Here is a 22091-nt window from a genome sequence, read left to right on the forward strand (position 1 = left end):
GTTGCCTGTCCTTTGAATTTCCCCTGGCTTACATTTTGTTAAGGTTTCGGCTCGCGGTAATTTTGGTGGCCAGTTGTGCAGGCTTGGCTATGTAGCCAATACCTTTCATCACCAACTTTAGCGCTTGCCAATGAATCAGCAACATTGCCTTCATTGCCACAAGGGGGTGTTGCAGAAACGCTTGTCGCGCACTTTGTCGAGTCAATGGCGTAAACGAACCCACCAGCGAAGTCACCAGCTGTTTTTGCTGGTCACTATCGTAATAATCAATCCAGATACGGAGCTTGTCGGCATTCAGATCAAAACGGAATTTATAAGTGCCAGCACGATTCAGAAAAGGCGAAACATGAAATACTTTTTCTGCTTCCAACCATTGCTCTGCATCAATTGGCGAGTGGTCTGGGTTTGCACACAAATAACTATGTTGCTCACCAAAGGTGTTATGCACTTCGCACAGTACCGCGCGCAATGCATGCTGATCATCAAGGCAAAAATAAAAACTGACAGGGTTAAATACATAACCGAGCACGCGCGGCATGGTCAGCAGAAAAATAGTTTTTGTTTTCTGATCCAGACCGTAATCAGCCAGAATTTCTTTTACCCAGGGAGTTGGATCACTACCATCACGCCGACCAACATCTTTCCGGTGAAAGCTGGCAAGCAGCCCCGGTACAGGGGCAGCAGGCAGGGGCAATGCAAAATAATAAATACCATACTCGAATGCATTTTCTTTGGGGAAAAGCCGTCTGTGCATTACCCGTGCGGTAAAAAGCTGCGGTGTTATTACCATGGAGGAGAAATACCCATAAGCCCTGCCATTTTTACTGCGCTGCCAAGGCCATCTTCGTGAAAACCGTAACGTTGGTAAGCCCCGCAAAACCACAATCGGTTGTGACCTTGAAGGCCGTCGATTTTTGACTGGTTGGTTATCGCTGCTTCATCAAACACGGGGTGTTCGAACATAACGTCGTCATAGATCAGCGTTGGATCAGGTTCGCGCCCGGGATTTAGCGTCACAATCAGCGGCTGAGCAGTCCCCAAAGGTTGCAGATTATTCATCCAATAACTAAGCGAAACACTGGGATTTTGGTCACGCTTGCCTTCTGACAAATAAACCCAACTCGCCCAGGCATTGCGTCGCTTGGGCATAAAACTGGTATCACTGTGTAACACTGCACGGTTGGGTTGATAGCTAAATGCAGAGAGTATGGATTGCTCCTGAATACTCGCGTCAGAAATAATGTTCAGCGCTTGATCGGCATGACAGGCAAAAACGACCTCATCAAAAACACGAATCTCTCCACAGAAGTCTTCAAGGATAACGCCTGCCTCTTCGCGCTTGATTTTTTTAACACCGCGATTGAGGTGAATATGCTCCTTGAATGGCTCAGACAAGCGGCGAACATATTCGCGACTACCGCCCTGCACCGTATACCACTGGGGATGGTCATTAATGGTAAGCAACCCATGATTTTCAAAAAAGCGGATAAACGTACTGGCGGGAAACTTGAGCATTTCATTGATGGGTGTACTCCAAATAGCGCCACCCATCGCCAGCAAAAAATAATCACGGAACCAGGGGCGCATCCCCAGATCATCCAGACAATCGCCCAGTGTGAACGAAGGATCTTTAAGCAAGTAAGCGTTTGCGCTTTTATTGAATTTGAGGATGTCGGCAATCATGCCCCAAAATGCAGGGCGCAATAGATTGCGTTTTTGCGCAAAAAAATCACCGGATCTACGCGTGCCGTATTCAAGCCATCCATTATCGATACTTGCGCCAAAGGACATGTCACTTTTGGCAATAGGCACCTGTAAATATTCAAACAAGCGTGTAAGCAAAGGATAATTGCGTTTGTTGAACACAATAAAACCGGTATCAACGGGTGTGATGCCGTCGCGGGTTTTAACCTCCACCGTCCTACTGTGCCCACCTAGGTATGCGCCCTTCTCATACACAGTAATGTCATGGTGAGGATACAGCAGTGATGCGGCGCCAAGACCAGAGATACCAGTACCGATGATGGCTATTTTTTTTCGGGTTGTTTGTGTCAAAGCATTTCCCTCCGAGGTCAGCTACCACTTTATGACGAATGTCTTTGGCACAAACTTACGCAATCCTAAATTATTGGTAAGGTTGGAACAGAATACGTACCCGTAAGCCGGGCGAAGCATTATCCAGACTGATCCGCGCTTTATGCTGTCCGGCAACTGCACGCACCAAGCTTAACCCCAATCCGTTTCCTGGCGTGCTACGACTGGCATCACCACGATAGAAATGTTTAAACACTTTTTCTTTTTCATCGTCGGCAATTCCGGGACCCTGATCCTGGATTAACACCACCACAAACTGCCCTTCCCGACCAACCGATAAGTTGATAACGGATTTCTCCGGTGCAAATTTAATGGCGTTATCGACAAGATTGGCAAATAGTTGAAATAACAAATCCCCGTCACCTTTAATCGTCACATTGCCGCTGGTACGGAGATCAAACCTGATCTCTCGCTCTTCGGCAAGCGGCTCATAAAGCTCAGCGACATCCTGAATAATCCTGCCCAAGTCTACTTCAACCATATGCTGGCTACGCTTTCCTTTTTCGATATTGGCGATGCGCAACAACGCATGAAATATCGCAAGAATATGATCGACATCAGACAGCAGTGTATCTATCTGCTCCTCGTGAACAGTGCGATGCTTGAGCGCTTCAATATCGCCACGAAGACCACTTAAGGGGGTGCGTAAATCATGGGCAATATTATTGCTGACTTCGCGCACACCGTTCATTAAATCTTCAATTTTTGCCAGAAAACCATTCAGCACTTCCGAGAGATTACTAAGGTCATCCCAGCGGCTATCAATAACAAGCCGCTGAGACAAATCGCCTGTTTCGACAATATTTTGTGCAGTCGCAGCAATCCGGTTAATTCGGCTCACCACAAAATGGCTGATACCAAAACTCACTAATACCACAACCAACATCAACATCATGATCAGCCAGCTTAAATGGATCAGCCGTTCATAACTTGCAATCAACTCGTGCACATTACGTGCGACCAGAATGCGGGAACCATCTTCGAATGTATGAATTTTTGCTGCAAATGCCTGCTCGCCATGAGCAGTCAGCAAATCAAAACCTAATACGCCTTCCGTAATTTTTTGTATGTGTTCAGGCATTGGGTCAACGGATCCGCCCAGTAAAACCCCCTTTTGATTTTCGTATCGGAATCGGACAACGGCGTCGTCTTTTGCCCTTCGCTGGATATATGGCAACAGCTGCTCTTCCGTATTTTCAAAACTGGAGAGCATGCTAATTTCGATATCAATAGCGGCTTCTGTTTCGCGCAAAAAATCGCGTCGCCCAAACTCGATCAGGAAATAACACAAGATAGCTGCTGACGCAGAAAGCAGAATGGTAAACAGCAAAGCCATTTTGAAACTGGAGCTATCAACATAGCGCCTAGACACTTTCATCGATAATGTATCCTGCACCGCGTACCGTTTTGATTAATGTATTGCCTGTATCGCCAAGCTTTTTGCGCAGGCGGCTGATATGCACATCAATCACACTGGTTTGTGGATCAAAGTGATAATCCCATACCCCTTCGAGAAGCATAGTGCGGGTCACCAGTTGACCTTTGAATTTGACAAGATATTCCAACAACCTGAATTCACGCGCTTGTAATTCGATGATTTTTCCGTTGCGCCGCACTTTGCGTGCAAGAAGATCCATTTCCAAATCCCCAGCCCTGAGAAGCGTTGACTGCGCTAACGGAAGAGACGATGAGCGCTTACCCAGTGCCTCAACACGAGCAAGCAATTCAACAAAAGCAAAAGGCTTGACCAGATAGTCATCACCGCCAGAGCGCAAGCCAGCCACCCTGTCATCCACATCACCCAAGGCACTTAATATCAGTACACCCGTCAAGTTTCCACTGCCGCGCAAGGTCTTGATAAGCGAAAGTCCATCGAGCTTTGGCAACATGCGATCAACAATAAGCACATCGTATTTTTCATTCATGCACAGATGAAGGCCCGATTCTCCATCTTCAGCCAAGTCAACGACATGCCCCGCTTCTTTTAATGCCTTGCCTACATAAGTACGTATCTTGGGGTCGTCTTCGATAATCAGTATTTTCATGAATTCCTGGTAGCTCATAAGTTTATTAATTGATTATAGGAGCTCTTACCAGAGCGTTACACTTATGTACGCAAAAGCCCCCATCAAAGCAAAGATTCAATAGAGCCAGATGAGCAAGGATTGGAAATATAAAAAAGCCCGCGTTTCAGCAGGCTTTTAAAGATCATTGGATATCGTAAGATTTAATATGGTGCCCGAGGCCGGACTTGAACCGGCACGACCAAAAGATCGACAGATTTTAAATCTGTTGTGTCTACCGATTTCACCACTCGGGCAGAGTGCCTTTACGTCGGTACGTAAAGAAGAAGTGGAGGCGCGACCCGGAGTCGAACCGGGCTCAACGGATTTGCAATCCGACGCATAACCGCTTTGCTATCGCGCCATTTTGAGAGGCCGCAATTCTAGCGGACTCAATTTAAAAATCCTAGTCTTTTCTGAGGGTTATAGCGAGGTTTTTTGGCAATTTTCATATTGCTGATTACTTGCTGAGCAGCCCGATCAAAAAGGCATTATTTATCTGAAGCATCAGGCAATAAATAAGGCCAGGCTGCACGCAGATAAATGATCATTGACCACAACGTCAGTACTGCTGCACCCGCCAACGCGATAAAGCCCAAAGGCAGCAATAAGGGGATATTCATTAACAGAACAATAATTGCTGTCATTTGCAGCGTGGTTTTAATTTTACCGATATTAGAAACAGCCACGCTGGCGCGCTGCCCAAGCTCCGCCATCCATTCACGTAGTGCCGATATCACAATTTCACGCCCTACAATCACTGCAGCGGCAACCACAAACCAGACTGAATCATGATGGAGCGTCACCAGTAACAACAATGCAATTGCCACCATTAGCTTATCAGCCACTGGGTCAAGAAATGCGCCAAATGGTGTGCTTTGATTGTATTTACGCGCCACATATCCATCAGCCCAATCAGTGATAGCGGCGATACTGAAAATCAAAGAAGAAACAAAATGAGACCAACCAAAAGGTAAATAAAAGACCACTACGAACAGCGGTATCAAAAATATCCGCAGCAAAGTCAGTTGGTTGGCAAGATTCATATGCAAGTTCCGGTGTTTCAAATAATCATCAATCGGGCGCGATAATACACCAGCAAAGCGCCTTTAACATCTTTTGAACATACCAAAGGGGCTCTTTGACTATTCGTTATGGAAAAAAGCGTATATGTCTTCAGCCAACTTCTGGCTGATTCCGTTAACCTTTCCTAGCTCATTGATACTCGCATTTTGCACTTCAGCTAAACCACCAAAATGCCGAAGCAGCTCGCGACGACGGCTCGCCCCAATACCAGGAATATCCTCTAAAGATGAGGTTTTACGCTTTTTATCACGTCGCTGTTTGTGGCCCGTAATAGCAAAACGATGAGACTCATCGCGGATGTGCTGTATTAAATGCAATGCTGGAGAGTCACCTGGCAGCACAATTTCAGCTCCGGTCTCCCCGTCAAATAAAGTCTCAAAACCTGCTTTACGGGTGGAGCCCTTGGCGACGCCAATTAACAGAACATCTTGTACACCCAGCTCGGCAAGAACTTCTATTGCCTTACCTAACTGCCCCTTTCCACCATCTATTAATAAGATATCGGGCAATTTGCCTTCGCCATTTTGCAAGCGCGTATAGCGCCGGGTGAGTGCTTGTTCCATGGCGGCATAGTCATCTCCAGGTGTAATCCCTTCGATGTTAAAACGACGGTAATCTGATTTAAGCGGGCCGTTAGTATCAAATACCACACAACTTGCCACAGTCAGTTCACCGCTACTGTGACTAATATCAAAACACTCCAGACGCTGTGGCGTATCTTCCAATCCAAGAGCTTCTTGCAATGCGATAAAACGATCCAGTGAGTTCTTTTTACTATTGATGTGGGCAATGATATTTTGTTTCGCCGCAGTAGCTGCCATTTGTAACCATTGCGCACGATGGCTTCGCACTTGATGATTGATAGCAACCTGCCGCCCTGCCGCTTGCTGTAAGGCAACGCTGAGCAAATCAGCATCCTCAAGTATCTCACTTACAATTAACTCACGCGGTATATCGCGCGCAGTATTTGCCAAATAAAACTGTGGAATAAACTCAGCAAGAATTTGTGCGGGTGTTTCCGCTAGTGTTGCGTGAGGATAGAAACTGCGACTTCCTAAAATTCGTCCCTGGCGGATAAATAAAATATGTACACAAATTGCAGACACACGCATTTCAGCAGCAATCACATCAATATCACCATTACCCTCTTCGATGATTTGCTGTGATTGCACAGTACGCAGGGCCGTAATTTGATCGCGATATGCCGCTGCTTTTTCAAATGCCAATTGTTGCGAGGCAGCATCCATTTTATCGGCAAGTTCACTCAGTAATTTATCAGCATTACCTGTGAGGAATAAACCAGTGTGGTAAACATCTGTTTTATAGTCGTCAGGAGAAATAAACTTTACGCAAGGTGCCGTGCAACGCTTGATTTGGTATTGCAAGCACGGGCGAGTGCGATTTCTAAAAACGCTGTCCTCACATTGACGAACACGAAATGTTTTTTGCAAAAAATGCAGGCTTTCTTTTACCGCACCAACATTAGGAAACGGCCCAAAATAATCCCCCTTTTTTTTCTTGACTCCGCGATGAAAACTAATACGCGGATAATCTTCGCCACTGGATATAAAAATGTAAGGATAGGATTTATCGTCCCGCAATAAAATATTGTACGGCGGACGATTGGATTTAATTAGATTTTGCTCAAGAATCAACGCTTCTGTTTCGCTCGCTGTCACGGTAACTTCGATACGAGCGATGCGTGCAACCAGTGCTTGCGTTTTAGGGGTTAGCCCCGTTTTACGGAAGTAACTGGATAATCGAGCTTTGAGATTTTTGGCTTTGCCAACGTAAAGAATCGCACCATCAACACCAAACATTTGGTAAATGCCTGGCTGCTGGGTGGTATTGGATAAAAACAGGGAATGATCAAAAGCAACACTATCTTGCGTCATTAAAAAATGCGCCTGTGGTATTAGAGGAGAAGCAGTCGTTATACGACCGCTTCAGGGTCAAGAAGGTTGTGTTTGACAGCCAAAAGAGTCAACTCTACATCACTATTAATCGCCAGCTTTTCAAAAATCCGGTAGCGGTAAGAGTTAACTGTTTTAGGGCTAACGCAAAAAGTATTAGCAATATCATTCACTTTTTGACCATTAGCAATCAACATCGCCGTCTGCAGCTCACGCTGGGAAAGCTTCTCGAACGGAGATTCCTGTGCAGCCCCACCAGAAAACGTCTTAAGGGCAAGTTGCTGGGCGATGCTGTTGCTCATATACAGATCGCCACGAATTACTTTATCAATCGCATCCGTAATTTCAGTGAACTCAGCACCTTTAGTCACATAACCCACAGCCCCAGCTTGCATCAACCGCGTCGGGTATAAATCATCATCGCAAGCTGTGACGGCAATAATCTTAATAACCGGATTGACCGTCAGTAATTTCTTAGTGGCTTCCAAACCACCCATGCCAGGCATTTTTACGTCCATGAGCACGACGTCAGGCTTCAAAATTCGCGCCTTGGTAACGGCCTCTTCGCCACTCTTGGCGTCCCCAACCACTTGATAGCCGTCTATATCGGCTAACATACGCACTATCCCCATGCGAACTAGATCGTGATCATCGACTACGAGAATCTTTGTCAAACTAGCCCCCAATCCGAAACCGGATACATTACATTGTTGTTATAACTGCCCACTAATAACTGGCACATTTTTAACGATTGTAGTGAGACTCCTGCCAAACTACCACTATTTAATAGCCCACTTAGGGGTTCTTAAATGCCAATAATCGGATAGCCCCCTGTTTTGATTGATTTTTAATCTACTCTAATTTTTATTGTCCACGTATACAATCTCAAGGGTAAACCCGTGGTTCTATCTCCAGCCATAGTCCAAACTGATCAAAAACCGACTGCTTAATTAATCTGGCCAATTCTAAAACTGCTTGACCGGAGGTTTTGTGTGGATTGGTTAGCACTAACGCCTGGTCTTTGTGCACAGCAGCTCCGGCGGCTTCTTTACCTTTCCATCCGGCACGGTCAATTAACCAACCTGCTGCCAGTTTGATTTGCCCTTCGCCTGCATCATAAGCAACTATACCGGGATAACGGAGCTTCAACTCTTCATGTTGTATTTTGGAAATAACCGGATTCTTAAAAAAGCTGCCAACATTAGGAGTATCGGCAGGATCTGGCAGTTTGTTAGTGCGTATTGCTATCACCGCAGCACTCACCAACTCAGGTGTTATTTCTGTTTGCGTCAGATGCGCCAAAGCGGCTCTTAATGCCGGATATTCCACACGTACTTGTGGTCGCTTATTCAGTTTGAATGTCACAGCAGTGATCACATACCGGTCTTTTAGTGCTCCCTTGAAAATGCTATCGCGATAACCAAACTGGCAACTTTGATTGGTAAAAGTGACGCTTAATCCGGAACGAATATCCAGTGCGGTGAGCTCTGTCAGTAATTCTTTTATTTCAACACCATAAGCACCAATATTTTGTATCGGTGCCGCTCCTACACTTCCGGGAATGAGGGATAAATTTTCCAATCCGTAGAGCGCATTCGCCAATGTGTATTCCACCAGTTGATGCCAGTTTTCGCCTGCAGCAACCTGAAGCCATACATGATCATCATCCTCATGCACAATTTCCTTGCCTTGGTGTTTTATGTGAACAACCAAACCGGGAAAATCATCTTGCAGAACAATATTACTGCCACCGCCCAACAAAAGAAGCGATAGATTTTCTGTACGAGCAAATAATAATGCCTCTCGTAGTTCTTCTGTGTTTTTTACGCTAACAAAATAAGCAGCAAATGCAGGCACCGCAAGTGTATTGAATTTCTGCAAATTAAAATGTGGCAAAAAAAGTGGCACGGCGCTTTACCTGTTTAAACATTCATATTAATAACGTTCATGATGAGTGAAGGTTGTGTCGGATGTGTGCCAATAAGCCTTGAGCAGCTTCTTCCACCAAATCAAGTACCAATTCAAATCCATCATTACCGCCATAATAAGGATCAGGGACTTCACGGTATTGTTTACTAGATCCAAAATCCAAAAATAAACCTAAGTACCCTGCATAGTGATCAGGCTTTAATGCTTGCAAAGCGCACAAATTAGCGGCATCCATAGCCAAAATATAATCAAACTCATCAAAGTCTTTGATGAGGACCTGACGGGCACGTAAAAAAGACAAATCATAACCACGTCGTTTCGCAGCAGCGATGGTGCGCACATCCGGTGCTTTGCCAACGTGCCAATCCCCAGTACCTGCGGAATCTATCTGCACTTGTTGATCAAGCTTTTCACGCTTCACCAATTCACGAAGAATGCCGTCGGCTGTTGGAGAGCGGCAGATATTCCCTAAACACACAAATAACACTTTAACCATTGCGCTCACTCTCCATTTTCCAACAATGCTTTGACGCGCAATAAATCAGCCTCTGTATCTACCCCTCCCGGCACTTGTGCGCATGCTTCTGCAATATGTATAGCCTCACCATTTGCCAATACACGCAACTGCTCAAGAGATTCAATTTTTTCCAATACAGCTTGAGGCCAGGTTATGAAACGATTCAGCAAAGCAACACGATACGCATAAATACCTATGTGGCGCTGCACCGGTAATCCAACAGGTAATGTATTAGTCTCTGGCTGCGCGAAATGATCCCTGGGCCACGGGATTGGTGCACGACTGAAATACAGAGCCCTACCCTGCTGGTCAGCTACCGCTTTTACTATATTGGGATTACGAAAATCATCGAGGGTATGAATAGGCTCGCTCAAGGTTGCAACACTCGCATAACGATTTTCTGCCAAGTTTTTTGCTACTTGATTAATTACTGATGAAGGAATTAAGGGTTCATCACCTTGAACATTGACAACAATGTCATCCGCACCAAGCCCTAATTGCGCTGCAACTTCTTGTAAACGATCTGTGCCTGAATTATGCGTAGCTAATGTCATGCAAACATGTGCACCAAAACGTTTAGCAACAGACTCAATACGCGCATCGTCTGTTGCAATAATTACTTTAGCTGCATCACTTTCACATGCACGTTCATATACATGCTGGATCATCGGCTTTCCAGCAATATCTTTGAGCGGCTTCGCGGGTAAACGTGTAGACGCGTAACGTGCAGGAATCACAACATAAAAGCTCATAATCTTAATCCAGAGTAATCGAACATTTACTTCAATAAAGAACGGGATTTTTTATGCCCGATAACCCGCTCCAGTTTTTGGGAAAATGCACTCCAAAAAGACTCGGGTAGCTCTGCACAAACAGATAAGTAAAACCAATTCGCCTGAGCGAAATCACGACATTTAACTGCATCTTTTTCCGTCATAATAACGGGCAATGAATTGGGAAATACCAGATCCTCGGATGCAAATGAGTGATGATCAGGAAAAGAATGCAGTGCCGGATCAAACCCCATGTCTTGCAGGGTGTTACAAAACCGCTGCGGGTTACCAATACCCGCTACCGCATTCACCCTTTTGGGCAAAGTTGATGGTGCTATTGCTTTACCGGTTTGCAATTCAATCAGCTCTACAGGGCGGATAGACATAGGTACATAAAAAAAGGAGGCACGATCCAAACTTTTTAATTCAAAATTTTCAGACGGTGAGTTCACTACCACCCAATCAACTGTTTTTAATCTTGTAGCAGGCTCTCTCAGCGGACCTACTGGTAAACGCCATCCATTACCAAGTCCGCGCAACCCATCGACGACAGCAATCTCGATATCACGCCCCAGACGATAATGCTGCAAACCATCATCACTTAATAAAATATCGCACCCTTGATCTTCCAATAATTTACCACTGGCAATACGGTCTGCCCCAACCACAACAGAAACATTGGTTTGCTGGAAAATAGCTAAAGGCTCATCACCTGCCTCACTTGCCGTGCTGTCCGGGCGCAACAAATATGGGTAGACCGGAGCCTTTCCACCATAGCCGCGGCTTATTACACCGGGGGTATAACCGTTTTGTTTCAGCCAGCGTACCAGCGCAATAATCAGCGGTGTTTTACCTGTTCCACCGACAGATATATTGCCGACAACAATCACAGGTGTCGGCAAGGTTTTTTGCTGATAGCGAAGTATCATAAAGCGCCGCAGGCCAGCCAACAGGACAAATAGCCAGTTCAACGGCAACAGCCACAATGTCCAGCGAGAACCGCCATACCAAGCATCAAGCCAGGTACGCTGAGGATTGTTTTGTTTATCGGGGGAAGATTGGGAGCGCAATTGGCAGCCTATAAAAACAAAAGGACTTTTGCAGATGTATTACACCCATAAAAGTCCGTTATTAGTTCGCAAGAATTGTAACCGAGTTGCTTTTTTTTTACAGGATCAAGCAGATCTTTTTCAGTCTTAGATTATTCTTTCTCAGGCTCAGGCTGGCGAGTAGTGATGCTCAGGTGTGCAAACCCCAACTGGCCTGCAGCATCCATGGCTTGCACAACAGCCTGATGCGGTGTTTTAGCATCAGCAGTAATCACCAGAGGGACTTTATTATTACCTTCTGAGGTTTTTTCCAAAGCAGATTTTAAGGTTGCAACCTTCGAATTCACCAAAGCTTTGCCATTTATCGAGTAACTACCTTCTGCACTGATTAAAATTTCGATTTGTTCTGGCAGCTCACTACTTTGTTCGCCAACCGCTTCCGGCAAGTCCACACTCAGGTGTGTTTCTTTGGTAAAAGTTGTGGAAACCATAAAGAAAATCAGTAGCAAAAATACCACGTCAATTAGCGGAGTCAGGTTAATCCCTTGATCTTCAACTTTCTGGCGATGAAATTTCACTGTGACGCGCTCCCGCCTTAAACAACTTTCACATCAACACGGCGATCGCTGTGCAATGCATCGACTAACTTGATGGCCTCTTCTTCCATTGTGACCACAATAGAATCAATCCGGCGCTGGAAAAACCGGTGGGCAATCATGGCTGGAATTGCCACAATCAAGCCTGCCGCAGTGGTATAGAGAGCAACTGAAATACCACCTGCCAATACACCGGTATTACCAGTACCCTGGATCATTATGGAGTTGAATACTTCGATCATGCCGAATACGGTTCCGAGCAAACCTAGCAACGGTGCAATATTGGCAATAGTGCCAAGGATGTTAACGTAACGCTCCAGCTCATGTATGACTTGATTGGCAGCCTCCTGCACGGAATCCTTCATAACCTCACGGCCGTGTTTGGAATTGCTTAAACCCGCAGCAAGAATTTGCCCAAGTGGTGAAGATTGTTTCAGCTCACGCAACTTGGTTGCATCCAGCTGGTTATTTTTAATCCAGGTCCAGACCTGGGCCAACAGGGTCTTGGGAGCGATTTTCCCGGGGTTTAGCGTCCAATAACGTTCAGCACTGATGGCAATCACAATCAACGAACAGACCAAAATTGGCCACATCAATATACCGCCAGCTAAAAAAATATCGATCACAGGCAACTTCCTCTTATTTTTTGGGCTAAACCCACAACGTACGATAGACCATGCTAAGTGCGGCGTAACATACCACAAGCAACTCCGATTGACATGGGTGACGCTCTTTTGTCTGTTATTGTGTGAAAAAGTTGCCCTTAAAACCAATAACGGCGCTGTATTTTTCGATACTCCCTGATAACGGGGCTTTGATGATTTTTATACCATTCAAATATCAGTGCTCCTGACTCTGCAGTATTGAACCCCCTGCTCTGCTGTATTTGGAAACGCTCTTGTATAGTCGGATGAGGGTGCCCATGTTGACTGCGATATCCTGCCGAATAAACAACATATTCCGGCTTGGTAAAGTTAACAAATCTAACACCGGATGACGTACGGCTGCCATGATGTGCAGCCAACAACAGGGTAAGATTTTGTGGAATTTTTTGCTCATCGAGTAACTGATTTTCTACACGTGTTTCTATGTCGCCAGGTAATAGAACATACTGATCGCCATAACGAATTAACAACACACAAGATTTATTGTTATCGCTGGTGTAACTCGATATTACTAAAGGTAAAAATTCAAATGTAACACCACCCCAAGTCCATGCAGGCTCCCCATGGCAATTAAAAACCGAAGGTGGCATATGTTTATTGGCATCAAATTTTAATATCTCACTCAGCAATATTTTTTCTGCTGAGACTTTTTCTAATAATCCGCTCATACCTCCAGCATGATCCATATCGCTATGACTAACGACTAATACGTCTACATGTGTTACACCTTGCGAATATAAATATGGGGCAAGAATAGCGCTACCCGCATCAAAACTATCGGTAAATTTAGGACCAGTATCGTATAGCAAGACCTTATCTTTCACTTGCACAATAACTGCCGTTCCTTGCCCTACGTCCATAATGCTGACTTTTAAATCGGGTCTATTGGGCTGTTCAAGCATAAACGAAAGTGTTGCGCCAATAGCTAAAGCCCCCCAACCTATGCCGCCAGGAAACAGTCCTTTCGGCATCAACAGCACAAGACAACCCAACCCGATCAATAACGATAGTGCAGGTGAAAAAGCAACGATTGGACTGGCATAATCGCCTGTGATATCGAGTATTTTTTGCAAAACAAAGCTTAACCACTCCAATGCAGTGCCGCTGCTACCCAGCAAAAAATTGCTAAGCCACAAGGCTGAATCTTTTAACGCTGCACCCACTAATAATAAAGGAACAACAAAAAATGTAATTAATGGAATCGCAATAGCATTTGCAAGAGGCGCAACAAGAGAAATACTACTGACTAACAAGCTCAAAGGAACGATTAAACCAATAAACATCACCCACTGGGAACGAATAAAGCCAGACAACACATTGCCCACAGAATAGCCATGCCATTGAGATGCATCCGGTTTGTTAACGCGACGCCCGGAAAAATAAAACAACAACAATGCAACAGCCCCAAACGATAACCAAAACCCCATATCAAATACTGCAAGAGGGTCCAGCACGACGACGATTGCTAATGCAAAACAAAAAATATCTACTACCCGTACACTCCGCCGCCATAAACAAGCACTATAAAAAAGCGCTAGCATGATAAGCGTACGAATCGTTGGGATGTTAAAACCCGCCAATGCAGAATAAAAACCTGCGCAACCAATAGCGCACAACCAGGCAATCATTAATGAAGGGCACGAGTGCCACAACAATTGAATACACTTACCTAACCACAATCCAATATAAAAGCCAAAAATAGCCAAAAATCCAACATGCAATCCTGAAATTGCAATCAGATGACTGGTACCCGTTTGCTGCATTCGCAACCATTGATCTTTTTCAACCAACGCCGAATCACCTATCAGTAGCGCGACCAAAATGCCACGCTCACTGCTATGACTACGATCCACAATCCACTGTTGTAATTCATAGCGCTGTTGGTCGATCCAGTCATCCCATAAAAATGGCGAGTCGCTATTGAGCATCCGGTGATTTTGCGTATGCTCCACTACATACCCAGTCGCTCCTATACCTTGTCGCAATAGCCATGCCTGATAATCAAATCCAGCGGGATTAACAAATCCTCGTGGACGTTTAAGACGCACACGTAATTGCCATTGGTCAGCGATCAAGATTTCCGGAATCGCAATGGATTGCTGATCGCGCCGGTATTGGTACCAACTTAGCTGTAGTTTTTGAGGAAAACTTGCGATGGGAATAGAGGTTCCCGATGCGGTTGACACTGCAGTGACACGAAAATTAAAACGCACACGCCGCTCATCCTTCTCAGGCAGCCCCTGAATACTGCCTGACACTAACAAATCCTGCCCAACCCATTCATCGGCAAGCTGCATAGCCAACAGCTTGTGGCCGCTATAAATTCCCCATCCACATCCTAATAAGAGAGCCAAACAATAACTACCATATCGCCAACGAAGCAGACATGCAGCGGGTAGAAGAATTAACAAGCACCACAGAGGTGGAAGAGCTGGCAAAACACTGCAGATGATAACTGAAAGGGAAAACAACAAAAGATGCAATGGCACGGTAAGGATCCTTTTACCTGTTTTTTAATCGATGAGAAGGCTAGCCAAAAAGCTTGTCATAAGACTGTCGCGCAGCTTATGGCATAGTGCCTAGCTGTACAAGCATTCAAAAACAAGGCTCACATAGTCTTGTGATGAAATTAAAGGCATAATACCGGCTCATTCTTGGTAGTACTCTGGTTTAAAGCATGGCGCGCAATTTACTCAAACGATTCATCCCATCCCCTGCTGCAATCAAAAGCAACCCCGCGCTCCACTTTTTAGGTGACTTACTCCACGACCCAAACCTTTTTCACCTGAATCGCCATTCAGTTTCTGTCGCTTTTTTCTGGGGGCTGTTTATTGCACTACTACCAATACCCGGACAAATGCCAGTAGCTGCAGGAGCGGCCTTGCTGTTTCGCTGCAACCTCCCCATTTCTGTCGCGCTGGTATGGATTACAAATCCATTTACCATGCCCTTTTTCTTCTTTCTTACATATCAGGTAGGACGAATTATTTTGGGATCTGAACCTCTATTAGTAGAACCACAATTAACATGGGATTGGCTTGCCAATGAGTTTGGTCATTTGTGGAAACCCCTTCTGGCAGGCTCTGTGATTACTGGTTTATTGTTGGGAGCCTTAGGGTATTTCGGCATGCAGCTCTACTGGCGCTGGCATGTCAACCACAATTGGAAAAAACGCCAAAAACGACGCGCAGAAAAAGCAAACTCGTAAAGGATTATGAAAAACATAAAAAAACCTGCTCAGCGCAGGTTTTTTTATGGGTGATAACAATGCTCGTGCATAGCGCGCTACAGTTATAACTCCATACTACTCATATCGTAGTGCGTCTGCTGGTTGAATTTTGCTGGCCCGCCATGCGGGATAGAGGCTGACAAAAAAACTAATCAATAATGCAGTAACAACAACTTTAGCTACATCCGCCGCTACAATTTCTGATGGTAAATAAGTAATTGGATAAACATCTGAATGCAAAAACTGGACACCAAATATTTGCTCAATCCATTGCACAAGCGGAGTAACAATCCAAGAGAGACCTACCCCCAGCAGTAAACCGATCGATGTACCTATAAGCCCAATTAAACCACCCTGCACCATAAAAACAGCCATGATGTCCGCAGTGGATGCGCCCATCGTTCGCAGAATAGCAATATCACCCTGCTTATCCACAACTACCATAATTAATGTCGAAACCAAATTAAACGCCGCAATTGCAATAATCAAAAACAGCAACATGCCAACCATGTTCTTGGACATCTGGATCGAGTGGTAAATGGGGCCATGGGTTCGCATCCAACTGGAGCCATAATACTCTGGCGGCAGGGTTTGCATAATGTCTCGCACAACCGCAGGTGCGGCAAATAAATCATCTACTTTTAAACGAATTCCCGTTACATGTCCTGGATAACCAGAAACTTCCGCAGCCGTTTTGATATCCATTAACGCCAATACGTTATCAATATCGGTATGGGTATCTAAAATCGCAGCAATTTCCACTACTTTAATACGTGGAGATGAATTGCCCTCCACTGGAATGATTAAACTAATACTGTCGCCTTTAGTGACTTGTAATTTTTCGGCAATACCGCACCCAATCACAATAGCAGAGTGACTGTTTGCTAAAACTTCCAAGGTACCAGCAGGTAAAAATTCGGGTAGCTTGGATGTTGTATATTCTTGTGCGCCGTCAATACCAAATATATTTACCGGCGACACTCGCTTTTGATAGCTCAATAAACCTTGTAGTTGAACAAAGGGAGATGCAGCTACAACATGCGGGTGCTGCTTTAACTCATCAATTAATGACGCAGGATCGGCAATTGATTGACGGTGATAAATAGTTGCCTGTGGCATAACGCCTAAAATGTTTTCCCGCAGTTCTTTATCGAAGCCATTCATGATCGACATCACCAAAATTAGCAAGGCGACACCAATAATCAATCCTGTAGTAGAAAGTCGCGAGATAAACGACACCAAATGACTGTGACGTCGTGAAATGCCGTAACGGGTACCAACCAGAAAAACATAGTGGCTAAACATTCAAACGCCCAGTATTAATTAATGCTCCATCGGACAGAGTTAAGGTTCGATCCATACGCGCAGCAAGCCTTGGGTCATGAGTCACTACAACAAAACTAGTACCGATTGACTGATTTAACTCCAACATTAATTCCTGGATTGAATCAGCGGCATGCGTATCCAGATTACCCGTGGGTTCATCCATCAATACACACGCCGGATTTGTGACCAATGCTCTGGCTATAGCGACACGCTGACGCTCACCGCCGGATAACTCCGATGGCTTATGCTCAACTCGTTTACCCAAACCAACTCGTTCCAGTAAAGCCCGTGCTTTTTGTTTTGCGATGGAGATTGGCTCTTTACCAATAAGCAATGGCATTGCCACATTTTCCAGGGCAGTAAACTCAGGCAATAAATGGTGAAATTGATAAACAAACCCCAAACTGCGATTACGCAAGCGACCACGCTCATCGGCAGTCAAATGCGATAAACGTTCGCCTGCCACACTGACCTCACCGTTGTCAGGAATATCCAAACCACCAAGGATATTTAACAATGTGGATTTACCTGAGCCAGAGGCACCGATAATCGCCACGCGCTCACGCGAATTAATCTGGAAATTCACATTGCGTAACACATCAACCGTAAGTGCACCCTGGCGATAACTTTTACTCACCTGCTGGCAAATTAAAACCGGAGCGGAATCATTCATAACACTGGGCCTGTATAGCGAACGCAAGGATGATCAAAGAAGATAAATTATTCATAACGCAAGGCTTCCGCAGGTTCGATTTGGGAGGCGCGATAAGCAGGATAAAGCGTGGCAATAAAACTCAGCAGCAATGCAATACAGCAAATCAATACAACATCCTGCCAGAGCAAAACTGACGGCAATTGACTAATGAAAACCACATCAGGATCAAACATCTGCATACCAGATACTGATTCAACCGCGCTAATAATCGGCGTCAATACCGAAGCGATAATGCAACCTAAAACCGTACCGATAAAGGTTCCAAAAAAACCTATCGCACTACCCTGCACAATAAAAATTGCCATAACTTGCCACGCGCTCACACCCATGGTTCGCAATACTGCAATATCCGAACGTTTGTCAGCAACCATCAGCACCAAACTGGAGACAATATTAAACGCCGCAACCGCGATAATAATCATCAGTAGAGAACCAACGACTATTTTTTCCATTTTCACTGCCTGAAATAAACTCCCCTGGGTTTGACTCCAATCTTTTACACGATATCCACTGCCTAATTCTTCGCGCAACTCACGCATCACTTGTGCTGCTGTGAACATATCATCTGTTCTGACGTGCAATCCTTGCGCTCCCGGTTGACGCAAAAATTTTTGCGCATCATGTAAATGAATCAATGCGAGTGTGCTATCAACTTGGGCTCCCACTTCAAACACGCCTACCAAGGTAAAACTGCGTGAACGGGTAAATGCTCCCATGGGGGTAATATTAATCTCGGGAGACGTAATCCGGATTTTATCTCCTGGTGCCAACATTAAACGGCTGGCCAATAAACGCCCCATCACAATCCCATATTCACCCGGTTGCAACTGAACCATATTCCCAACAATCATTCGTTGATCAACAATCGATACCTGTGCCTCTGCTTCAGGCAAGACCCCCTGAAGCTCTATCGCCTCAACACCACCGGCATACGCCACCATTGCGCTGCTGGATATATAAGGTGCAGATGCAATTACCTTGGGATGCCGATTAATTTTTTCTGATAAGGCTTGCCAATCATTGACCGCAGGTAGCTGATCGACAAATCCATGGGGAATGACGCTGAGGATTCTCTCTTTCATCTCCCGGTCAAAACCATTCATAACCGAAAGGACAATGATTAACGCCATAACCCCAAGAGCCATACCAATCAGGGAAAATGTGCTGATGAAAGAAATAAACTGGTTCCGACGCTTGGCTCGGGTATAACGCAGGCCGATGTAAAGGGGGATATTTTTAAGCATGGACGCATTAAACCCAATTACCTGCGATTGCTCAAGCAAAACCACGTGACGCTTAGGCAAATCCATTGCAGTAATTGATAAGCTGCGCCACTTATCACCAGCATGTGCTATGTTTAAAGCACCATTTTGCAACATTTTGGAAGAGCCTGGTCATGAGTGAACGCCGCAGCTACTTTCGGATTGACGAAAGTATCGCCCTCGAATTTAAAGAGGTGGAAGAAATTACCGCAAACACAGCCGCACCCGAGCTGCAATTTCCCAATACAGCCTCACTAAAACTCTTTGCCGAGCTGCGAAAGATCGATAATGACAACGCCCACCTTTTTCATCAAATCAAGGAAACCAGTCGAGCGCTAGGAGAATACCTGCATAACCTTAATCGCAAGATTGACATTATTAGCCAGCAACTCATGGCAGATACCAAACCCTTACCGCCATCCAAAACCATTAAACAGGTCAACCTAAGCGAAGGAGGAATCGCTTTTGGGAGCTCACGCCCCTTGGAAACAAACTCGACTATTGCGCTCAGACTTATTTTTTTACCCAGTAATGCAGGTCTTGTGTTATTTGCAAAAATCATCCGTTGCGAGCCAAGCAACACTGGCGAGTATCAAATCGCAGCAAAATTTCATCGTGCAACAGAAGCTCAACAACAGCTCATTGGACAACAGATCATGCGAGCACAAATGGCCGAGCGCCGCAAAAGCCAGCATTCCTTACAATAATATTGCACTCACCAAGTGACACTTATGAACAAAAAAATCATTCGTCAAATAATTCAATCATTATTGATTATTTCCTTTGCCTGCACGCCAACTTATGCAGATGAACTGCGCATTCCTGTTGGGCAACAAGCACGGGATATGGCCAGCGTAGACATGCCACCTAAAGGCATGAGCAAGGAAAAGGTCAGGGATTTATTCGGCAAACCCGATGAAGATATTCCAGCCAAAGGAACACCACCGATTTCCCGCTGGAAATATAAAGAATTTACAGTGTATTTTGATAGCAATACTGTTATACACAGCGTAAGAAATTTTCAACCAAAAGAAAAAACGTCTAACACTTCCGAATCAACTGAAAATAATTATTGATATAAAAAAGGGCGCGTTTTATCGCGCCCTTTTATCTTATTACTCACTACTCCATGTCAACGGCGACTAATACGGTTAACGCCATCCAGTGCAGCAATTCGATAAGCTTCGGCCATGGTTGGGTAATTGAAAATATTATTGAGGAAATAATAAATATTATTCCCCTCGCCCGCCTGCTTCATAATAGCCTGACCGATATGGACAATTTCAGCAGCCTCCGCGCCAAAACAATGAACTCCAAGAATCTCCAGCGTATCGACATGAAATAATATCTTTAACATGCCGACATCTTCACCACTAATCTGTCCTCTTGCCGTATTTTTAAACAGCGCGCGCCCCACTTCATAAGGCACTTTTGCTTGAGTCAATTCAGCTTCTGTTTTACCTACCGAGCTAATCTCAGGCAGAGTATAAATTCCTGTTGGAACATCATGTACCAATTGGCATTGATCGCCAAAAATACCACTTGTCACAGCACGCCCCTGCCCGTAAGAAGCACTCGCCAGACTTGGCCAACCTATAACATCACCCACAGCATAAATATTTTCTACCTGTGTGCGATATGAGTCATCCACCTTTAAATTACCGCGATGATCGGCTTTTAAGCCAACAGCATCCAAATTCAATCCATCAGTATTGCCACTACGTCCATTACACCAAAGAATAGCATCCGCTTTTAAACGCTTACCTGATTTTAAAAAGAGAGTCACGCTGCAATCGCTTGCTTCGATAGCTTCAAATTCTTCACCGTGACGTACAGTCACTCCACTATCTCGAAGGTGATAGCTCAAAGCATCCGAAATCTCATCATCTAAAAATGAAAGCAAACGCTCGCGGTTATTAATTAAGTCTACCCGCATACCTAGTCCGGAGAAAATGGAAGCGTACTCACAACCAATAACACCCGCACCATATACAATGATATGACGCGGCGTATGCTCCATTTCCAAAATGGTATCACTGTCATAAATTCGAGGGTGATTGAAATCAACATCAACTGGTCTATAGGGTCTTGAGCCAGTCGCAATTACAATTTTTTCTGCATGGATAGTTTCAATTCCACCATCCAACAATGAAAGGCTTACGGTATTTGCATCTATAAACGAAGCCTGTCCGATGTGTACATTCACCCTATTACGGACGTAGAAATTTGTGTGCATTTCCACTTGCTTGGGGATAACTTTAGCAGCTGATTGCAAAACACGAGGAAATGTCAAACGGCGACTATCACCAATTTCACGAAATAAGCTATTGCTTTTAAATTGAATAATTTGTTTGACAACATGGCGCAACGATTTGGACGGGATGGTTCCTTTATGTGCACAACTCCCTCCAACTAGTGCTCTATTTTCTATAACTGCCACACGCTTTCCAATTTTCGAAGCAGAAATAGCAGCACTTTCACCCGAAGGGCCAGAACCAATAACCAAAAGATCGTAGCTATAATCTGCTGATTTTTTGCGACCACTCAATTTATTCCCCTTACACTAGCCAACCGAATATATGTAGAGTCTAGCAACAATTATTCTTATTGAATTATTCTTTTGATGATTTACTTGCATCATATGAAAGATTGTTTCCAGCATCTTTTGCCGGCAATGGTGCTGCCTTTTGTTCTGCGCACTTGGCTTCATCACCACCACATAATTCACATACATAGTTAGGGTCGCCTAGTGCTTTACCCACTCCGCCACATGAACCAGAAACTGGCTTTCTGCCGGCCAAAACACTAATTGATAACGCAAAGGCAACGAATAACATTATTACAAGAGTCACCAGAAGGACAGCCATGTTTCAC

The 22091-nt window shown here is 44.8% G+C and carries 22 protein-coding genes and 2 tRNA genes; 3 read left to right on the forward strand and 21 right to left on the reverse strand.

The genetic code is table 11. The annotated features are described in order from the left end of the window. Positions 1–28 precede the first annotated feature (28 nt). The 16 genes from VC28_RS05820 to VC28_RS05895 form a co-directional block, all read right to left on the reverse strand. Positions 29–790: a DUF1365 domain-containing protein gene (locus VC28_RS05820; protein ID WP_049629819.1), complete on the reverse strand. Its 762-nt coding sequence runs from the start codon at positions 788–790 to the stop codon at positions 29–31. Further along, the gene (locus VC28_RS05825; protein WP_082191427.1) at positions 784–2055 is read right to left on the reverse strand and encodes an NAD(P)/FAD-dependent oxidoreductase; all 1272 of its coding nucleotides are present in this window, start codon (positions 2053–2055) and stop codon (positions 784–786) included. Before VC28_RS05825 ends, VC28_RS05820 begins: the two co-directional genes overlap by 7 nt. 70 nt (positions 2056–2125) lie before the next feature. Next, complete coding sequence (locus tag VC28_RS05830) at positions 2126–3472, reverse strand: sensor histidine kinase (RefSeq protein WP_049629821.1); 1347 nt, start codon at positions 3470–3472, stop codon at positions 2126–2128. After that, the gene (locus VC28_RS05835; protein ID WP_049629822.1) at positions 3459–4139 is read right to left on the reverse strand and encodes a response regulator transcription factor; all 681 of its coding nucleotides are present in this window, start codon (positions 4137–4139) and stop codon (positions 3459–3461) included. The genes VC28_RS05830 and VC28_RS05835 overlap by 14 nt, the downstream gene beginning before the upstream one ends. A 188-nt stretch (positions 4140–4327) precedes the next feature. Continuing rightward, positions 4328–4414, reverse strand: a tRNA-Leu gene (locus VC28_RS05840). 33 nt (positions 4415–4447) lie between these two features. Further along, a tRNA-Cys gene (locus VC28_RS05845) sits at positions 4448–4521 on the reverse strand. A 127-nt stretch (positions 4522–4648) separates the two neighbouring features. After that, positions 4649–5203 carry a CDP-diacylglycerol--glycerol-3-phosphate 3-phosphatidyltransferase gene (pgsA, locus tag VC28_RS05850; RefSeq protein ID WP_049629823.1) on the reverse strand — a complete coding sequence of 185 codons (555 nt, stop codon included), beginning with the start codon at positions 5201–5203 and terminating at the stop codon, positions 4649–4651. Between the two features lie 99 nt (positions 5204–5302). Then, positions 5303–7138 carry an excinuclease ABC subunit UvrC gene (uvrC, locus tag VC28_RS05855; protein ID WP_049629824.1) on the reverse strand — a complete coding sequence of 612 codons (1836 nt, stop codon included), beginning with the start codon at positions 7136–7138 and terminating at the stop codon, positions 5303–5305. A gap of 38 nt (positions 7139–7176) precedes the next feature. Continuing rightward, on the reverse strand, positions 7177–7830 hold the full coding sequence (locus tag VC28_RS05860; RefSeq protein ID WP_082191671.1) for a response regulator: 654 nt from the start codon (positions 7828–7830) through the stop codon (positions 7177–7179). Positions 7831–8041: 211 nt separating this feature from the next. Then, positions 8042–9064, reverse strand: coding sequence for a UDP-N-acetylmuramate dehydrogenase (gene murB, locus VC28_RS05865; protein WP_049629826.1), 1023 nt, complete (start codon positions 9062–9064; stop codon positions 8042–8044). 37 nt (positions 9065–9101) lie between these two features. Beyond that, positions 9102–9581, reverse strand: a complete 480-nt coding sequence (locus tag VC28_RS05870) for a low molecular weight protein-tyrosine-phosphatase (protein WP_049629827.1) — start codon at positions 9579–9581, stop codon at positions 9102–9104. A 5-nt stretch (positions 9582–9586) separates the two neighbouring features. Beyond that, a complete protein-coding gene (kdsB, locus tag VC28_RS05875) occupies positions 9587–10354 on the reverse strand; it encodes a 3-deoxy-manno-octulosonate cytidylyltransferase (RefSeq protein WP_049629828.1) in 768 nt (255 codons plus the stop codon). A gap of 26 nt (positions 10355–10380) precedes the next feature. Continuing rightward, positions 10381–11445, reverse strand: coding sequence for a tetraacyldisaccharide 4'-kinase (lpxK, locus tag VC28_RS05880; protein WP_049629829.1), 1065 nt, complete (start codon positions 11443–11445; stop codon positions 10381–10383). 131 nt (positions 11446–11576) lie between these two features. Next, entirely contained in the window at positions 11577–12002 is a 426-nt protein-coding gene (locus tag VC28_RS05885; RefSeq protein ID WP_049629830.1) for an ExbD/TolR family protein, read from the reverse strand. 17 nt (positions 12003–12019) lie between these two features. Then, positions 12020–12613: a MotA/TolQ/ExbB proton channel family protein gene (locus tag VC28_RS05890; RefSeq protein WP_369799055.1), complete on the reverse strand. Its 594-nt coding sequence runs from the start codon at positions 12611–12613 to the stop codon at positions 12020–12022. Between the two features lie 170 nt (positions 12614–12783). Then, positions 12784–15174, reverse strand: coding sequence for a DNA internalization-related competence protein ComEC/Rec2 (locus VC28_RS05895; RefSeq protein ID WP_231591662.1), 2391 nt, complete (start codon positions 15172–15174; stop codon positions 12784–12786). 188 nt (positions 15175–15362) lie between these two features. Here VC28_RS05895 and VC28_RS05900 point away from each other — a divergent pair, with 188 nt between their 5' ends. After that, positions 15363–15893, forward strand: a complete 531-nt coding sequence (locus tag VC28_RS05900; protein ID WP_049629833.1) for a DUF2062 domain-containing protein — start codon at positions 15363–15365, stop codon at positions 15891–15893. A 96-nt stretch (positions 15894–15989) separates the two neighbouring features. Here the strand turns inward: VC28_RS05900 and VC28_RS05905 are convergent, their stop codons facing one another. The 3 genes from VC28_RS05905 to VC28_RS05915 are packed head-to-tail and all read right to left on the reverse strand — an operon-like array spanning position 15990 to position 19199. Beyond that, on the reverse strand, positions 15990–17219 hold the full coding sequence (locus VC28_RS05905; protein WP_049629834.1) for a lipoprotein-releasing ABC transporter permease subunit: 1230 nt from the start codon (positions 17217–17219) through the stop codon (positions 15990–15992). Then, positions 17212–17913: a lipoprotein-releasing ABC transporter ATP-binding protein LolD gene (gene lolD, locus VC28_RS05910; protein WP_049629835.1), complete on the reverse strand. Its 702-nt coding sequence runs from the start codon at positions 17911–17913 to the stop codon at positions 17212–17214. The genes VC28_RS05905 and lolD overlap by 8 nt, the downstream gene beginning before the upstream one ends. Before the next feature lie 47 nt (positions 17914–17960). Next, positions 17961–19199: a lipoprotein-releasing ABC transporter permease subunit gene (locus VC28_RS05915; protein ID WP_049632200.1), complete on the reverse strand. Its 1239-nt coding sequence runs from the start codon at positions 19197–19199 to the stop codon at positions 17961–17963. A 152-nt stretch (positions 19200–19351) separates the two neighbouring features. Between VC28_RS05915 and VC28_RS05920 the strand changes: the two genes are divergently transcribed. Then, positions 19352–19924, forward strand: coding sequence for a PilZ domain-containing protein (locus VC28_RS05920; protein ID WP_049629836.1), 573 nt, complete (start codon positions 19352–19354; stop codon positions 19922–19924). A gap of 24 nt (positions 19925–19948) precedes the next feature. Then, complete coding sequence (locus VC28_RS05925; RefSeq protein WP_197085488.1) at positions 19949–20293, forward strand: hypothetical protein; 345 nt, start codon at positions 19949–19951, stop codon at positions 20291–20293. 56 nt (positions 20294–20349) lie between these two features. On the opposite strand, the gene sthA is transcribed toward VC28_RS05925, so the two are convergent. Next, the gene (sthA, locus tag VC28_RS05930) at positions 20350–21765 is read right to left on the reverse strand and encodes a Si-specific NAD(P)(+) transhydrogenase (protein ID WP_049629837.1); all 1416 of its coding nucleotides are present in this window, start codon (positions 21763–21765) and stop codon (positions 20350–20352) included. Positions 21766–21829: 64 nt separating this feature from the next. Next, entirely contained in the window at positions 21830–22084 is a 255-nt protein-coding gene (gene nqrM, locus VC28_RS05935) for a (Na+)-NQR maturation NqrM (RefSeq protein ID WP_049629838.1), read from the reverse strand. Positions 22085–22091 lie beyond the last annotated feature (7 nt).

The organism is Cellvibrio sp. pealriver, assembly GCF_001183545.1.
In the GTDB taxonomy this organism is placed as follows: domain Bacteria; phylum Pseudomonadota; class Gammaproteobacteria; order Pseudomonadales; family Cellvibrionaceae; genus Cellvibrio.

Excerpts from the sequence above, each read along its gene's own strand:
- VC28_RS05870 (WP_049629827.1), bottom strand. The coding sequence starts at position 9,581 with ATGGTTAAAGTGTTATTTGTGTGTTTAGGGAATATCTGCCGCTCTCCA.
- lolD (WP_049629835.1), bottom strand. The coding sequence starts at position 17,913 with ATGAATGATTCCGCTCCGGTTTTAATTTGCCAGCAGGTGAGTAAAAGT.
- VC28_RS05900 (WP_049629833.1), top strand. The coding sequence starts at position 15,363 with ATGGCGCGCAATTTACTCAAACGATTCATCCCATCCCCTGCTGCAATC.
- VC28_RS05905 (WP_049629834.1), bottom strand. The coding sequence starts at position 17,219 with ATGTTTAGCCACTATGTTTTTCTGGTTGGTACCCGTTACGGCATTTCA.
- VC28_RS05920 (WP_049629836.1), top strand. The coding sequence starts at position 19,352 with ATGAGTGAACGCCGCAGCTACTTTCGGATTGACGAAAGTATCGCCCTC.
- kdsB (WP_049629828.1), bottom strand. The coding sequence starts at position 10,354 with ATGAGCTTTTATGTTGTGATTCCTGCACGTTACGCGTCTACACGTTTA.
- VC28_RS05830 (WP_049629821.1), bottom strand. The coding sequence starts at position 3,472 with ATGAAAGTGTCTAGGCGCTATGTTGATAGCTCCAGTTTCAAAATGGCT.
- VC28_RS05835 (WP_049629822.1), bottom strand. The coding sequence starts at position 4,139 with ATGAAAATACTGATTATCGAAGACGACCCCAAGATACGTACTTATGTA.
- VC28_RS05915 (WP_049632200.1), bottom strand. The coding sequence starts at position 19,199 with ATGCTTAAAAATATCCCCCTTTACATCGGCCTGCGTTATACCCGAGCC.
- VC28_RS05890 (WP_369799055.1), bottom strand. The coding sequence starts at position 12,613 with ATGTGGCCAATTTTGGTCTGTTCGTTGATTGTGATTGCCATCAGTGCT.
- VC28_RS05820 (WP_049629819.1), bottom strand. The coding sequence starts at position 790 with ATGGTAATAACACCGCAGCTTTTTACCGCACGGGTAATGCACAGACGG.
- pgsA (WP_049629823.1), bottom strand. The coding sequence starts at position 5,203 with ATGAATCTTGCCAACCAACTGACTTTGCTGCGGATATTTTTGATACCG.
- uvrC (WP_049629824.1), bottom strand. The coding sequence starts at position 7,138 with ATGACGCAAGATAGTGTTGCTTTTGATCATTCCCTGTTTTTATCCAAT.
- VC28_RS05925 (WP_197085488.1), top strand. The coding sequence starts at position 19,949 with ATGAACAAAAAAATCATTCGTCAAATAATTCAATCATTATTGATTATT.
- nqrM (WP_049629838.1), bottom strand. The coding sequence starts at position 22,084 with ATGGCTGTCCTTCTGGTGACTCTTGTAATAATGTTATTCGTTGCCTTT.